Raw genomic sequence first — 15,063 nt, 5'->3', positions numbered from 1 at the left:
GGTCAACGGCGACCAAGCCTTTTAATTAGATGTTGTGTTTTATTTTGTATTTATTGACCCCAGTCTACCTGGAGTTCTTACTGCTTTGCTTTAATGCAATTACGCAGAATTAAGGTTGCATTTCTAGGAGAAGGCACGGAGTTTACGATAGTAAATGAGCACCTTCGACACCGAAATGGAACCTTAAGGCAAGTAATTAGCCGCCTACCGCGATATTTTTCATGTCTGTCATGTAACCACGTAGCTCTTCACCAATGTACTCAACTGGGTGGTTACGGATAGCTTCATTCACTGCGATTAGTGTCGCATTATCTACTTGGTTAGATGTTTCACCTAAACCGCGGCCGATAACGTCAGTATTTACTGAAGGCATGAACTTCTCACGCAGTAGTGGCGTAGCTACGTTAGCAAATAGGTAGTTACCGTACTCTGCTGTATCTGAGATGACTACGTTCATTTCGTACAGACGCTTACGTGCTACTGTGTTTGCGATTAGTGGTAGCTCGTGCAGTGACTCGTAGTAAGCAGACTCATCGATGATGCCTGATGCCGTCATAGCTTCGAACGCTAACTCAACACCAGCACGAACCATAGCAACGAGTAGAATGCCGTTGTCGAAGTACTCTTGCTCTGAAATTTCCACATCAGAAGCCGGGTAATTTTCGAATGCCGTTTCGCCTGTCTCTTCACGCCAGCCTAGTAGGTTCACATCATCGTTAGCCCAGTCAGCCATCATAGTGCTAGAGAAGTGACCAGAGATAATGTCGTCCATGTGCTTGTTGTAAAGCGGACGCATTAGGTCTTTAAGCTCTTCAGAAAGCTCAAACGCTTTAACTTTAGCTGGGTTAGATAGACGATCCATCATGTGAGTTACGCCACCAAACTTAAGTGCTTCAGTGATCGTTTCCCAACCGTATTGTAGAAGCTTGCCTGCGTAGCCAGGTTCGATACCGTCAGCAATCATCTTTTCGTAAGATACGATAGAACCTGCTTGTAGCATGCCACAAAGGATAGTTTGCTCACCCATAAGGTCAGATTTAACTTCCGCGACAAAAGAAGACTCTAGGCAACCAGCACGGTGACCACCAGTACCTGCAGCCCAAGCTTTAGCGATATCCCAACCTTCGCCTTTAGGGTCATTTTCTGGGTGAACTGCGATAAGTGTAGGTACACCGAAACCACGCTTGTACTCTTCTCGTACTTCTGTACCTGGACATTTAGGCGCAACCATTACAACCGTTAGGTCTTTACGGATTTGCATGCCTTCTTCAACTACATTGAAACCGTGAGAGTAACCTAGTGCAGCGCCTTGCTTCATTAGCGGCATAACCGTTTCTACAACGTTAGTGTGCTGCTTGTCTGGAGTCAGGTTGATGACTAGATCTGCTTCTGGAATTAGCGTTTCGTAGCTTGCTACTTCAAAACCGTTTTCCTTTGCGTTCTTGTAAGACTGACGCTGCTCGTCAATCGCAGCCTGACGTAGTGCGTACGCTACGTTTAGGCCAGAGTCACGCATGTTTAGACCTTGGTTTAGGCCCTGAGCACCACAACCAACGATAACGACTTTCTTACCTTTTAGGTAATCCGCTTCTGTTGCGAACTCGCTGCGGTCCATGAAACGACAACGACCTAGTTGGTCGAGCTGCTCGCGTAGGTTTAATGTATTGAAATAGTTAGCCATCAGGGCGCTCCTTTAAAAATAAGTCCGTAAGGTCGATATCTCTCTATCGAATGACTTCATACTAAAACAGACATTCTGTTGCTGAAAGTGATATATTCACAATTAGTTATTGCAATAAATGCAACGTGGGAGCGGTAACAGGATATGAACATAAAATCTCTACAATTATTTATACATTTATGTGATAGCAAAAGTTTCAGTAAAACCGCTGCCGCTATGCACGTCAGTCCTTCAGCGCTGAGTCGCCAAATACAAAAGCTTGAAGAGGAAACAGGGCAAGAATTGCTTATCAGAGATAACCGCAGTGTTGATCTTACTCCAGCAGGTAAACATTTATTGCCTGTTGCATTGAGCATCGTCGGCGAGTGGCAGCAATACAATCTTCATCTGAAGGGGGGAGAGCAAGAACTTAAAGGTGATATCCGTATATTTTGTTCTGTCACAGCGAGCTACAGCCACCTACCTGAACTCATAACAGAATTCAGGGTCATACATCCATATATTGAATTTAAACTCTCTACTGGCGATCCAGCTCAATCCATCGACAAGATATTAAACGATGAAGCGGATATCGCTATCTCTGCAAAACCAGACATCCTTCCTTCAAGGTTAGAATTCGAGACCATCAGCGATATTCCACTGTCAGTCATCATCCCATCTGGTGTGAGTAGCTTTAGCCAACAACTGCAATCTGATAAACCAAACTGGAATGAAGTGCCTTTTATTATTCCTGAAGCCGGTACTGCACGTGAACGTGCCAATGCATGGTTTAAAAAAATGAAGATAAAGCCCAATATATATACGCAAGTTGCAGGCCATGAGGCGATCGTAAGTATGGTTGCTCTTGGTTGTGGGGTTGGTATCGCGCCAGATGTCGTCATCAACAATAGTCCTGTGAGAGACAAAGTCGATCGCTTAAAAATAGAGCCAATCAAGCCGTTTGAATTGGGGGTGTGCTGTAAGCGATCGCAATTAGAAAATCCGTTAATTCGAGCATTTTGGCAGGTCGCTAAAGGTAAATACCTTCCGGACTAATACCAATTAAAGCAAAAAGGCTCTAGCATTTCTGCTAGAGCCTTAAATATGGCAGGGGTGGAGAGATTCGAACTCCCAACACGCGGATTTGGAATCCGCTGCTCTGCCAATTGGAGCTACACCCCTAAAACTTTTTATTACTTCAGATTCGAAAAAACCTCGCACTAGGCGAGGTTATCGAATAAGTGGCGGAGTGGACGGGACTCGAACCCGCGACCCCCGGCGTGACAGGCCGGTATTCTAACCAACTGAACTACCACTCCGCAGTGGTCAACTCACTAAGTGAGCGTCCATATCTCCAGGTCGGTCAACCTAAAGATTTAATTTAAAGCCTGGCGATGTCCTACTCTCACATGGGGAAGCCCCACACTACCATCGGCGCTATTGTGTTTCACTTCTGAGTTCGGCATGGAATCAGGTGGGTCCACAATGCTATGGTCGCCAAGCAAATTTTGCTTTTACTTTCAGTTTTTTAAAAACTGAAGGCAAAATAATCTGGAAAACTGATTTAAAAGTCTATCTCTTCAAACGCATTCAAGGTCTGTCTTTCTATTGAGCCCACAAAACCCCTTGGGTGTTGTATGGTTAAGCCTCACGGGCAATTAGTACAGGTTAGCTCAATGCCTCGCAGCACTTACACACCCTGCCTATCAACGTCGTAGTCTACGACAACCCTTTAGGACACTTATAGTGCCAGGGAAAACTCATCTCAAGGCTCGCTTCCCGCTTAGATGCTTTCAGCGGTTATCGATTCCGAACTTAGCTACCGGGCAATGCCATTGGCATGACAACCCGAACACCAGAGGTTCGTCCACTCCGGTCCTCTCGTACTAGGAGCAGCCCCTTTCAATTTTCCAACGCCCACGGCAGATAGGGACCGAACTGTCTCACGACGTTCTAAACCCAGCTCGCGTACCACTTTAAATGGCGAACAGCCATACCCTTGGGACCGACTTCAGCCCCAGGATGTGATGAGCCGACATCGAGGTGCCAAACACCGCCGTCGATATGAACTCTTGGGCGGTATCAGCCTGTTATCCCCGGAGTACCTTTTATCCGTTGAGCGATGGCCCTTCCATTCAGAACCACCGGATCACTATGACCTGCTTTCGCACCTGCTCGAATTGTCATTCTCGCAGTCAAGCGGGCTTATGCCATTGCACTAACCACACGATGTCCAACCGTGTTTAGCCCACCTTCGTGCTCCTCCGTTACTCTTTGGGAGGAGACCGCCCCAGTCAAACTACCCACCAGGCACTGTCCGTAACCCCGATTCAGGGGCCAACGTTAGAACATCAAAACTACAAGGGTGGTATTTCAAGGACGACTCCACCACATCTAGCGACGCGGTTTCATAGTCTCCCACCTATCCTACACATGTAGGTTCAATGTTCAGTGCCAAGCTGTAGTAAAGGTTCACGGGGTCTTTCCGTCTAGCCGCGGGTACACTGCATCTTCACAGCGATTTCAATTTCACTGAGTCTCGGGTGGAGACAGCGTGGCCATCATTACGCCATTCGTGCAGGTCGGAACTTACCCGACAAGGAATTTCGCTACCTTAGGACCGTTATAGTTACGGCCGCCGTTTACCGGGGCTTCGATCAAGAGCTTCGACCGAAGTCTAACCCCATCAATTAACCTTCCGGCACCGGGCAGGCGTCACACCGTATACGTCATCTTACGATTTTGCACAGTGCTGTGTTTTTAATAAACAGTTGCAGCCACCTGGTATCTGCGACTCTCGTCTGCTCCATCCGCAAGGGACTTCACTGATAAGAGCGTACCTTCTCCCGAAGTTACGGTACCATTTTGCCTAGTTCCTTCACCCGAGTTCTCTCAAGCGCCTTGGTATTCTCTACCCGACCACCTGTGTCGGTTTGGGGTACGATTCCTTACAATCTGAAGCTTAGAGGCTTTTCCTGGAAGCATGGCATCAATGACTTCACTACCGTAGTAGCTCGACATCGTATCTCAGCGTTAGTAGCGGTCCGGATTTACCTAAACCACCCGCCTACGTACTTGAACCTGGACAACCGTCGCCAGGCCCACCTAGCCTTCTCCGTCCCCCCATCGCAATTGTAAGAAGTACGGGAATATTAACCCGTTTCCCATCGACTACGCCTTTCGGCCTCGCCTTAGGAGTCGACTTACCCTGCCCCGATTAACGTTGGACAGGAACCCTTGGTCTTCCGGCGAGGGAGTTTTTCACTCCCTTTATCGTTACTCATGTCAGCATTCGCACTTCTGATACCTCCAGCAGCCCTTACAGACCACCTTCAACGGCTTACAGAACGCTCCCCTACCCCACATACCCTAAGGTACATAGCCGCAGCTTCGGTGTATAGCTTAGCCCCGTTACATCTTCCGCGCAGGCCGACTCGACCAGTGAGCTATTACGCTTTCTTTAAATGATGGCTGCTTCTAAGCCAACATCCTGGCTGTCTGAGCCTTCCCACATCGTTTCCCACTTAGCTATACTTTGGGACCTTAGCTGGCGGTCTGGGTTGTTTCCCTCTCCACGACGGACGTTAGCACCCGCCGTGTGTCTCCCGGATAGTACTTACTGGTATTCGGAGTTTGCAAAGGGTTGGTAAGTCGGGATGACCCCCTAGCCTTAACAGTGCTCTACCCCCAGTAGTATTCGTCCGAGGCGCTACCTAAATAGCTTTCGGGGAGAACCAGCTATCTCCAGGTTTGATTGGCCTTTCACCCCTAGCCACAAGTCATCCGCTAATTTTTCAACATTAGTCGGTTCGGTCCTCCAGTTGATGTTACTCAACCTTCAACCTGCCCATGGCTAGATCACCTGGTTTCGGGTCTAATCCTAGCAACTGTACGCCCAGTTAAGACTCGGTTTCCCTACGGCTCCCCTAAACGGTTAACCTTGCTACTAAAATTAAGTCGCTGACCCATTATACAAAAGGTACGCAGTCACACCACGAAGGTGCTCCTACTGCTTGTACGTACACGGTTTCAGGTTCTATTTCACTCCCCTCACAGGGGTTCTTTTCGCCTTTCCCTCACGGTACTGGTTCACTATCGGTCAGTCAGTAGTATTTAGCCTTGGAGGATGGTCCCCCCATATTCAGACAGGATATCACGTGTCCCGCCCTACTCGTTTTCACTGATTATGATGTGTCGGTTACGGGGCTATCACCCTTTACTGCGAGACTTTCCAGACTCTTCACCTGCATCATTAAAAGCTTAAGGGCTAATCCAATTTCGCTCGCCGCTACTTTCGGAATCTCGGTTGATTTCTCTTCCTCGGGGTACTTAGATGTTTCAGTTCCCCCGGTTTGCCTCCTGTTGCTATGTATTCACAACAGGATACGTACTTATGCACGTGGGTTTCCCCATTCAGGAATCCCAGACTCAAAAGGTTATTACTACCTAATCTGGGCTTATCGCAAGTTATTACGCCTTTCATCGCCTCTGACTGCCAAGGCATCCACCGTGTACGCTTAGTCACTTAACCATACAACCCGAAAGGGTCTTGTGTATGATACAAATTTGCTTTCACTTTTAAAAAGTGAAGACAAAAAGCAACCAAGGTTTTTGGTTGTCATTAAGAAGGGTTAATTCTCAATGACTGTTTGCCGGACTCAATTGTGATTCAAACAAGTTTGAATCGAATACAAGACACTTGAATGTGTTTGTTGTGTCTATCTAATGAAAGATAAACATTGAGAACTTTTAAATTTGATTAACATAACTCGTAAGTCAGTTAATCAGTCAGCTTTCCAAATTGTTAAAGAGCATGAGATTTTAAGAATCAGTGTTCTAAAATTCACATTTTCTAAAGATTCTCACCGTCAAAGACACCAACCAACAACAAAAGAAGTGGTTTGGATATGATGATAACCAAGAATATTTAGAGAATGGTGGGCGATACCGGGCTCGAACCAGTGACCCCCTGCTTGTAAGGCAGGTGCTCTCCCAACTGAGCTAATCGCCCCAAATTTTATTTCCTTGGGAGGAAATGGTGGGTCGTGCAGGATTCGAACCTGCGACCAATTGATTAAAAGTCAACTGCTCTACCAACTGAGCTAACGACCCAATGGTATCCCGTAGGGGAGTCGAACCCCTGTTACCGCCGTGAAAGGGCGGTGTCCTAGGCCTCTAGACGAACGGGACACTGCTAATTTATCTCCACTTTAAAAGCAGAAACAAACTTCGAAGAACTTGGGAGTTCTTCATCTCTTTGCTTTTCTAAACCTAATCAATCTGTGTGGACACTCATCGTGGTATCTTCGTATAAGGAGGTGATCCAGCCCCAGGTTCCCCTAGGGCTACCTTGTTACGACTTCACCCCAGTCATGAACCACAAAGTGGTGAGCGTCCTCCCCGAAAGGTTAAACTACCCACTTCTTTTGCAGCCCACTCCCATGGTGTGACGGGCGGTGTGTACAAGGCCCGGGAACGTATTCACCGTGACATTCTGATTCACGATTACTAGCGATTCCGACTTCATGGAGTCGAGTTGCAGACTCCAATCCGGACTACGACGCACTTTTTGGGATTCGCTCACTATCGCTAGCTTGCTGCCCTCTGTATGCGCCATTGTAGCACGTGTGTAGCCCTACTCGTAAGGGCCATGATGACTTGACGTCGTCCCCACCTTCCTCCGGTTTATCACCGGCAGTCTCCCTGGAGTTCCCGACATTACTCGCTGGCAAACAAGGATAAGGGTTGCGCTCGTTGCGGGACTTAACCCAACATTTCACAACACGAGCTGACGACAGCCATGCAGCACCTGTCTCAGAGCTCCCGAAGGCACACCTGTGTCTCCACTGGCTTCTCTGGATGTCAAGAGTAGGTAAGGTTCTTCGCGTTGCATCGAATTAAACCACATGCTCCACCGCTTGTGCGGGCCCCCGTCAATTCATTTGAGTTTTAATCTTGCGACCGTACTCCCCAGGCGGTCTACTTAACGCGTTAGCTCCGAAAGCCACGGCTCAAGGCCACAACCTCCAAGTAGACATCGTTTACGGCGTGGACTACCAGGGTATCTAATCCTGTTTGCTCCCCACGCTTTCGCATCTGAGTGTCAGTATCTGTCCAGGGGGCCGCCTTCGCCACTGGTATTCCTTCAGATCTCTACGCATTTCACCGCTACACCTGAAATTCTACCCCCCTCTACAGTACTCTAGTTCACCAGTTTCAAATGCAGTTCCGAGGTTGAGCCCCGGGCTTTCACATCTGACTTAATGAACCACCTGCATGCGCTTTACGCCCAGTAATTCCGATTAACGCTCGCACCCTCCGTATTACCGCGGCTGCTGGCACGGAGTTAGCCGGTGCTTCTTCTGTTGCTAACGTCAAGAGATAGCGCTATTAACACTACCCCCTTCCTCACAACTGAAAGTACTTTACAACCCGAAGGCCTTCTTCATACACGCGGCATGGCTGCATCAGGCTTGCGCCCATTGTGCAATATTCCCCACTGCTGCCTCCCGTAGGAGTCTGGACCGTGTCTCAGTTCCAGTGTGGCTGATCATCCTCTCAGACCAGCTAGGGATCGTCGCCTTGGTGAGCCATTACCTCACCAACTAGCTAATCCCACCTAGGCATATCTTGACGCGAGAGGCCCGAAGGTCCCCCTCTTTGGCCCGTAGGCATTATGCGGTATTAGCCATCGTTTCCAATGGTTATCCCCCACATCAAGGCAATTTCCTAGGCATTACTCACCCGTCCGCCGCTCGACGCCCATTAACGCACCCGAAGGATTGTTAGTGTCGTTTCCGCTCGACTTGCATGTGTTAGGCCTGCCGCCAGCGTTCAATCTGAGCCATGATCAAACTCTTCAATTTAAGATTTTGTCGACTCAACGAATACTGACTTCAAAACTACAAAAAGTAATTCTAAAGCTATTATCATTCCAACAGAATGATAATGAATTGACTGTGCCAAGACTAAGTAAACTTAATCTCGATTGGTCACTCAGTTCATTGAAATCAATTTTGATTCCGAAGAATCTGTTTTATCTAATGATAAAACGTTTTGATATTCATCAACGAGTGCCCACACAGATTGATAGGTTTAAATTGTTAAAGAGCTTGTTCTCTAAAAAGAGAACGCTTTCAGTGCCTTAGCACTTAAGCAGGACGCGTATAATACGCTTTCCACTTTGAAAGTCAACATAATATTCTAAGTTTTTACTCAGAAAACTATGTTGACTCATCTCTTTCGAGATAAGTCGAAATTAAAGCCTGGCGATGTCCTACTCTCACATGGGGAAGCCCCACACTACCATCGGCGCTATTGTGTTTCACTTCTGAGTTCGGCATGGAATCAGGTGGGTCCACAATGCTATGGTCGCCAAGCAAATTTTGCTTTTACTTTCAGTTTTTTAAAAACTGAAGGCAAAATAATCTGGAAAACTGATTTAAAAGTCTATCTCTTCAAACGCATTCAAGGTCTGGTCTTTCTTTGAGTCCACAAAACCCCTTGGGTGTTGTATGGTTAAGCCTCACGGGCAATTAGTACAGGTTAGCTCAATGCCTCGCAGCACTTACACACCCTGCCTATCAACGTCGTAGTCTACGACAACCCTTTAGGACACTTATAGTGCCAGGGAAAACTCATCTCAAGGCTCGCTTCCCGCTTAGATGCTTTCAGCGGTTATCGATTCCGAACTTAGCTACCGGGCAATGCCATTGGCATGACAACCCGAACACCAGAGGTTCGTCCACTCCGGTCCTCTCGTACTAGGAGCAGCCCCTTTCAATTTTCCAACGCCCACGGCAGATAGGGACCGAACTGTCTCACGACGTTCTAAACCCAGCTCGCGTACCACTTTAAATGGCGAACAGCCATACCCTTGGGACCGACTTCAGCCCCAGGATGTGATGAGCCGACATCGAGGTGCCAAACACCGCCGTCGATATGAACTCTTGGGCGGTATCAGCCTGTTATCCCCGGAGTACCTTTTATCCGTTGAGCGATGGCCCTTCCATTCAGAACCACCGGATCACTATGACCTGCTTTCGCACCTGCTCGAATTGTCATTCTCGCAGTCAAGCGGGCTTATGCCATTGCACTAACCACACGATGTCCAACCGTGTTTAGCCCACCTTCGTGCTCCTCCGTTACTCTTTGGGAGGAGACCGCCCCAGTCAAACTACCCACCAGGCACTGTCCGTAACCCCGATTCAGGGGCCAACGTTAGAACATCAAAACTACAAGGGTGGTATTTCAAGGACGACTCCACCACATCTAGCGACGCGGTTTCAAAGTCTCCCACCTATCCTACACATGTAGGTTCAATGTTCAGTGCCAAGCTGTAGTAAAGGTTCACGGGGTCTTTCCGTCTAGCCGCGGGTACACTGCATCTTCACAGCGATTTCAATTTCACTGAGTCTCGGGTGGAGACAGCGTGGCCATCATTACGCCATTCGTGCAGGTCGGAACTTACCCGACAAGGAATTTCGCTACCTTAGGACCGTTATAGTTACGGCCGCCGTTTACCGGGGCTTCGATCAAGAGCTTCGACCGAAGTCTAACCCCATCAATTAACCTTCCGGCACCGGGCAGGCGTCACACCGTATACGTCATCTTACGATTTTGCACAGTGCTGTGTTTTTAATAAACAGTTGCAGCCACCTGGTATCTGCGACTCTCGTCTGCTCCATCCGCAAGGGACTTCACTGATAAGAGCGTACCTTCTCCCGAAGTTACGGTACCATTTTGCCTAGTTCCTTCACCCGAGTTCTCTCAAGCGCCTTGGTATTCTCTACCCGACCACCTGTGTCGGTTTGGGGTACGATTCCTTACAATCTGAAGCTTAGAGGCTTTTCCTGGAAGCATGGCATCAATGACTTCACTACCGTAGTAGCTCGACATCGTATCTCAGCGTTAGTAGCGGTCCGGATTTACCTAAACCACCCGCCTACGTACTTGAACCTGGACAACCGTCGCCAGGCCCACCTAGCCTTCTCCGTCCCCCCATCGCAATTGTAAGAAGTACGGGAATATTAACCCGTTTCCCATCGACTACGCCTTTCGGCCTCGCCTTAGGAGTCGACTTACCCTGCCCCGATTAACGTTGGACAGGAACCCTTGGTCTTCCGGCGAGGGAGTTTTTCACTCCCTTTATCGTTACTCATGTCAGCATTCGCACTTCTGATACCTCCAGCAGCCCTTACAGACCACCTTCAACGGCTTACAGAACGCTCCCCTACCCCACGCACCCTAAGGTACGTAGCCGCAGCTTCGGTGTATAGCTTAGCCCCGTTACATCTTCCGCGCAGGCCGACTCGACCAGTGAGCTATTACGCTTTCTTTAAATGATGGCTGCTTCTAAGCCAACATCCTGGCTGTCTGAGCCTTCCCACATCGTTTCCCACTTAGCTATACTTTGGGACCTTAGCTGGCGGTCTGGGTTGTTTCCCTCTCCACGACGGACGTTAGCACCCGCCGTGTGTCTCCCGGATAGTACTTACTGGTATTCGGAGTTTGCAAAGGGTTGGTAAGTCGGGATGACCCCCTAGCCTTAACAGTGCTCTACCCCCAGTAGTATTCGTCCGAGGCGCTACCTAAATAGCTTTCGGGGAGAACCAGCTATCTCCAGGTTTGATTGGCCTTTCACCCCTAGCCACAAGTCATCCGCTAATTTTTCAACATTAGTCGGTTCGGTCCTCCAGTTGATGTTACTCAACCTTCAACCTGCCCATGGCTAGATCACCTGGTTTCGGGTCTAATCCTAGCAACTGTACGCCCAGTTAAGACTCGGTTTCCCTACGGCTCCCCTAAACGGTTAACCTTGCTACTAAAATTAAGTCGCTGACCCATTATACAAAAGGTACGCAGTCACACCACGAAGGTGCTCCTACTGCTTGTACGTACACGGTTTCAGGTTCTATTTCACTCCCCTCACAGGGGTTCTTTTCGCCTTTCCCTCACGGTACTGGTTCACTATCGGTCAGTCAGTAGTATTTAGCCTTGGAGGATGGTCCCCCCATATTCAGACAGGATATCACGTGTCCCGCCCTACTCGTTTTCACTGATTATGATGTGTCGGTTACGGGGCTATCACCCTTTACTGCGAGACTTTCCAGACTCTTCACCTGCATCATTAAAAGCTTAAGGGCTAATCCAATTTCGCTCGCCGCTACTTTCGGAATCTCGGTTGATTTCTCTTCCTCGGGGTACTTAGATGTTTCAGTTCCCCCGGTTTGCCTCCTGTTGCTATGTATTCACAACAGGATACTTACTTATGTAAGTGGGTTTCCCCATTCAGGAATCCCAGACTCAAAAGGTTATTACTACCTAATCTGGGCTTATCGCAAGTTATTACGCCTTTCATCGCCTCTGACTGCCAAGGCATCCACCGTGTACGCTTAGTCACTTAACCATACAACCCGAAAGGGTCTTGTGTATGATACAAATTTGCTTTCACTTTCAAAAAGTGAAGACAAAAAGCAACCAAGGTTTTTGGTTGTCATTAAGAAGGGTTAATTCTTAATAACTGTTTGCCGGACTCAATTGTGATTCAAACAAGTTTGAATCAAATACAAGACACTTGAATGTGTTTGTTGTGTTTATCTAATGAAAGATAAACATTGAGAACTTTTAAATTTGATTGAATTACTCGTAAGTAATCAATCAGTCAGCTTTCCAAATTGTTAAAGAGCATAAAGCAAAAAGCTTTAATCAATAACTTACGTTATTAATTAAAGCTCTGGCTTTAACTAAATCTAAACCATCAATCTGTGTGGACACTCATCGTAAGTATCTTCGTATAAGGAGGTGATCCAGCCCCAGGTTCCCCTAGGGCTACCTTGTTACGACTTCACCCCAGTCATGAACCACAAAGTGGTGAGCGTCCTCCCCGAAAGGTTAAACTACCCACTTCTTTTGCAGCCCACTCCCATGGTGTGACGGGCGGTGTGTACAAGGCCCGGGAACGTATTCACCGTGACATTCTGATTCACGATTACTAGCGATTCCGACTTCATGGAGTCGAGTTGCAGACTCCAATCCGGACTACGACGCACTTTTTGGGATTCGCTCACTATCGCTAGCTTGCTGCCCTCTGTATGCGCCATTGTAGCACGTGTGTAGCCCTACTCGTAAGGGCCATGATGACTTGACGTCGTCCCCACCTTCCTCCGGTTTATCACCGGCAGTCTCCCTGGAGTTCCCGACATTACTCGCTGGCAAACAAGGATAAGGGTTGCGCTCGTTGCGGGACTTAACCCAACATTTCACAACACGAGCTGACGACAGCCATGCAGCACCTGTCTCAGAGCTCCCGAAGGCACGCCTGCGTCTCCGCTGGCTTCTCTGGATGTCAAGAGTAGGTAAGGTTCTTCGCGTTGCATCGAATTAAACCACATGCTCCACCGCTTGTGCGGGCCCCCGTCAATTCATTTGAGTTTTAATCTTGCGACCGTACTCCCCAGGCGGTCTACTTAACGCGTTAGCTCCGAAAGCCACGGCTCAAGGCCACAACCTCCAAGTAGACATCGTTTACGGCGTGGACTACCAGGGTATCTAATCCTGTTTGCTCCCCACGCTTTCGCATCTGAGTGTCAGTATCTGTCCAGGGGGCCGCCTTCGCCACTGGTATTCCTTCAGATCTCTACGCATTTCACCGCTACACCTGAAATTCTACCCCCCTCTACAGTACTCTAGTTCACCAGTTTCAAATGCAGTTCCGAGGTTGAGCCCCGGGCTTTCACATCTGACTTAATGAACCACCTGCATGCGCTTTACGCCCAGTAATTCCGATTAACGCTCGCACCCTCCGTATTACCGCGGCTGCTGGCACGGAGTTAGCCGGTGCTTCTTCTGTTGCTAACGTCAAGAGATAGCGCTATTAACACTACCCCCTTCCTCACAACTGAAAGTACTTTACAACCCGAAGGCCTTCTTCATACACGCGGCATGGCTGCATCAGGCTTGCGCCCATTGTGCAATATTCCCCACTGCTGCCTCCCGTAGGAGTCTGGACCGTGTCTCAGTTCCAGTGTGGCTGATCATCCTCTCAGACCAGCTAGGGATCGTCGCCTTGGTGAGCCATTACCTCACCAACTAGCTAATCCCACCTAGGCATATCTTGACGCGAGAGGCCCGAAGGTCCCCCTCTTTGGCCCGTAGGCATTATGCGGTATTAGCCATCGTTTCCAATGGTTATCCCCCACATCAAGGCAATTTCCTAGGCATTACTCACCCGTCCGCCGCTCGACGCCCATTAACGCACCCGAAGGATTGTTAGTGTCGTTTCCGCTCGACTTGCATGTGTTAGGCCTGCCGCCAGCGTTCAATCTGAGCCATGATCAAACTCTTCAATTTAAGATTTTGTCGACTCAACGAATACTGACTTCAAAACTACTATGTAATTTTAAAGCTATTACCATTCCAACAGAATGGTAATGAATTGACTGTGCCGAATAACTACAAGTAGTTAAACGTATTGGTCACTCAGTTCATTGAAATCAATTTTGATTCCGAAGAATCTGTTTTATCTAACGATAAAACGTTTTGATATTCATCAACGAGTACCCACACAGATTGATAGGTTTAAATTGTTAAAGAGCTTCTCTTCATTGTGACTCACATCACTATGGAAGAGGCGGCCATTCTAGCGATTTAAGTTTTAGTGTCAACCACTATTTTCAAAACTTCTTTCAAGCACTTTGCTTGGCTAACTTGACCGGTTGATTCGTTCTGGCTCTTAACGAAGCCTTTCCGTCTCAACGAGGTCGCATTATAGAGATCGACGTCACATTGGCAAGCCATTTTTGAAGTTTTTCTGTTTTTTTAACTCGTTCGATTAAAAAGAACACAAAACGCCTCAAAAGTAGGCTTTTCTCTTATATATTCTTTAGTTTTTCAGTGAACAAAGAGACTTTTTCCCAGTTTGTGTACTCAACTTCCTTAGTCGTATCCGTTTCACCGCCTGTCATGTTCATAATAAAGCGGATCATGGTTTTATCGAACCAGTTATAGCGTGGGTAATAGAGAGCACCAGCAAATACACCGATCAAAGTTGGCTGCCACGGGGACTTGATAAGAAACTTCTTGATATAAGCGCTACCTTCAGGGGTATCTTTACCTTGATCTTCTTTACGAGCTGTTAAGTTCACGCAAAAGAAAGCGACCTTGTTTGATTGCAGTTGAGCCAAATTGGCATCAATGAACTGATATAGCTTCTTATTAAGGTGGCCATAACGAATAGAGGCACCAATCAACACTCTGTCGTACTGAGCAAAATCGACATTACCAACAGTGTGGAGATCTTGAATTTCACATTCGAACTCATTCATTTCTTCTTTTATATAGTTCAGGATTTTCTTGGTCTGCCCTTCACGGCTTGAATACAAAAATAGAGCTTTTGCCACAAC

At 47.8% G+C, this 15,063-nt stretch carries 3 protein-coding genes, 5 tRNA genes and 6 rRNA genes; 1 reads left to right on the top strand and 13 read right to left on the bottom strand.

The window, feature by feature from the left end:
* Positions 1-196: 196 nt before the first annotated feature.
* Positions 197-1,681, bottom strand: coding sequence for a ketol-acid reductoisomerase (gene ilvC, locus OCU36_RS00165; protein ID WP_261838514.1), 1,485 nt, complete (start codon positions 1,679-1,681; stop codon positions 197-199).
* A gap of 144 nt (positions 1,682-1,825) precedes the next feature.
* Here ilvC and ilvY point away from each other — a divergent pair, with 144 nt between their 5' ends.
* Positions 1,826-2,716, top strand: coding sequence for an HTH-type transcriptional activator IlvY (gene ilvY / locus OCU36_RS00160; RefSeq protein ID WP_261838513.1), 891 nt, complete (start codon positions 1,826-1,828; stop codon positions 2,714-2,716).
* 49 nt (positions 2,717-2,765) lie between these two features.
* Here the strand turns inward: ilvY and OCU36_RS00155 are convergent.
* From OCU36_RS00155 to hemG, 12 genes are all read right to left on the bottom strand, one after another.
* A tRNA-Trp gene (locus tag OCU36_RS00155) sits at positions 2,766-2,842 on the bottom strand.
* A 60-nt stretch (positions 2,843-2,902) separates the two neighbouring features.
* Positions 2,903-2,979: transfer RNA gene (locus OCU36_RS00150), tRNA-Asp, on the bottom strand.
* Positions 2,980-3,046: 67 nt separating this feature from the next.
* Positions 3,047-3,162: ribosomal RNA gene (rrf, locus tag OCU36_RS00145) — 5S ribosomal RNA — on the bottom strand.
* A 135-nt stretch (positions 3,163-3,297) separates the two neighbouring features.
* A 23S ribosomal RNA gene (locus tag OCU36_RS00140) occupies positions 3,298-6,191 on the bottom strand.
* 404 nt (positions 6,192-6,595) lie between these two features.
* Positions 6,596-6,671, bottom strand: a tRNA-Val gene (locus OCU36_RS00135).
* A 25-nt stretch (positions 6,672-6,696) separates the two neighbouring features.
* Positions 6,697-6,772 (bottom strand) — tRNA-Lys (locus OCU36_RS00130).
* 2 nt (positions 6,773-6,774) lie between these two features.
* Positions 6,775-6,850 (bottom strand) — tRNA-Glu (locus OCU36_RS00125).
* Between the two features lie 121 nt (positions 6,851-6,971).
* Positions 6,972-8,526 (bottom strand): 16S ribosomal RNA (locus OCU36_RS00120).
* 397 nt (positions 8,527-8,923) lie between these two features.
* Positions 8,924-9,039, bottom strand: a 5S ribosomal RNA gene (gene rrf, locus OCU36_RS00115).
* A gap of 135 nt (positions 9,040-9,174) precedes the next feature.
* A 23S ribosomal RNA gene (locus OCU36_RS00110) occupies positions 9,175-12,068 on the bottom strand.
* 388 nt (positions 12,069-12,456) lie between these two features.
* Positions 12,457-14,011 (bottom strand): 16S ribosomal RNA (locus OCU36_RS00105).
* The 16S, 23S and 5S rRNA genes sit together here with 5 tRNA genes alongside, the layout of an rRNA operon.
* A gap of 521 nt (positions 14,012-14,532) precedes the next feature.
* Positions 14,533-15,060: a menaquinone-dependent protoporphyrinogen IX dehydrogenase gene (hemG, locus tag OCU36_RS00100; protein ID WP_261838512.1), complete on the bottom strand. Its 528-nt coding sequence runs from the start codon at positions 15,058-15,060 to the stop codon at positions 14,533-14,535.
* Between the last annotated feature and the right edge of the window lie 3 nt (positions 15,061-15,063).

Origin of the sequence: Vibrio artabrorum (genome assembly GCF_024347295.1) — a bacterium.
Lineage (GTDB): Bacteria > Pseudomonadota > Gammaproteobacteria > Enterobacterales > Vibrionaceae > Vibrio > Vibrio artabrorum.
Note: the sequence above shows the minus strand (reverse complement) of the source record. Positions and strands in the feature narration are given on the sequence as shown.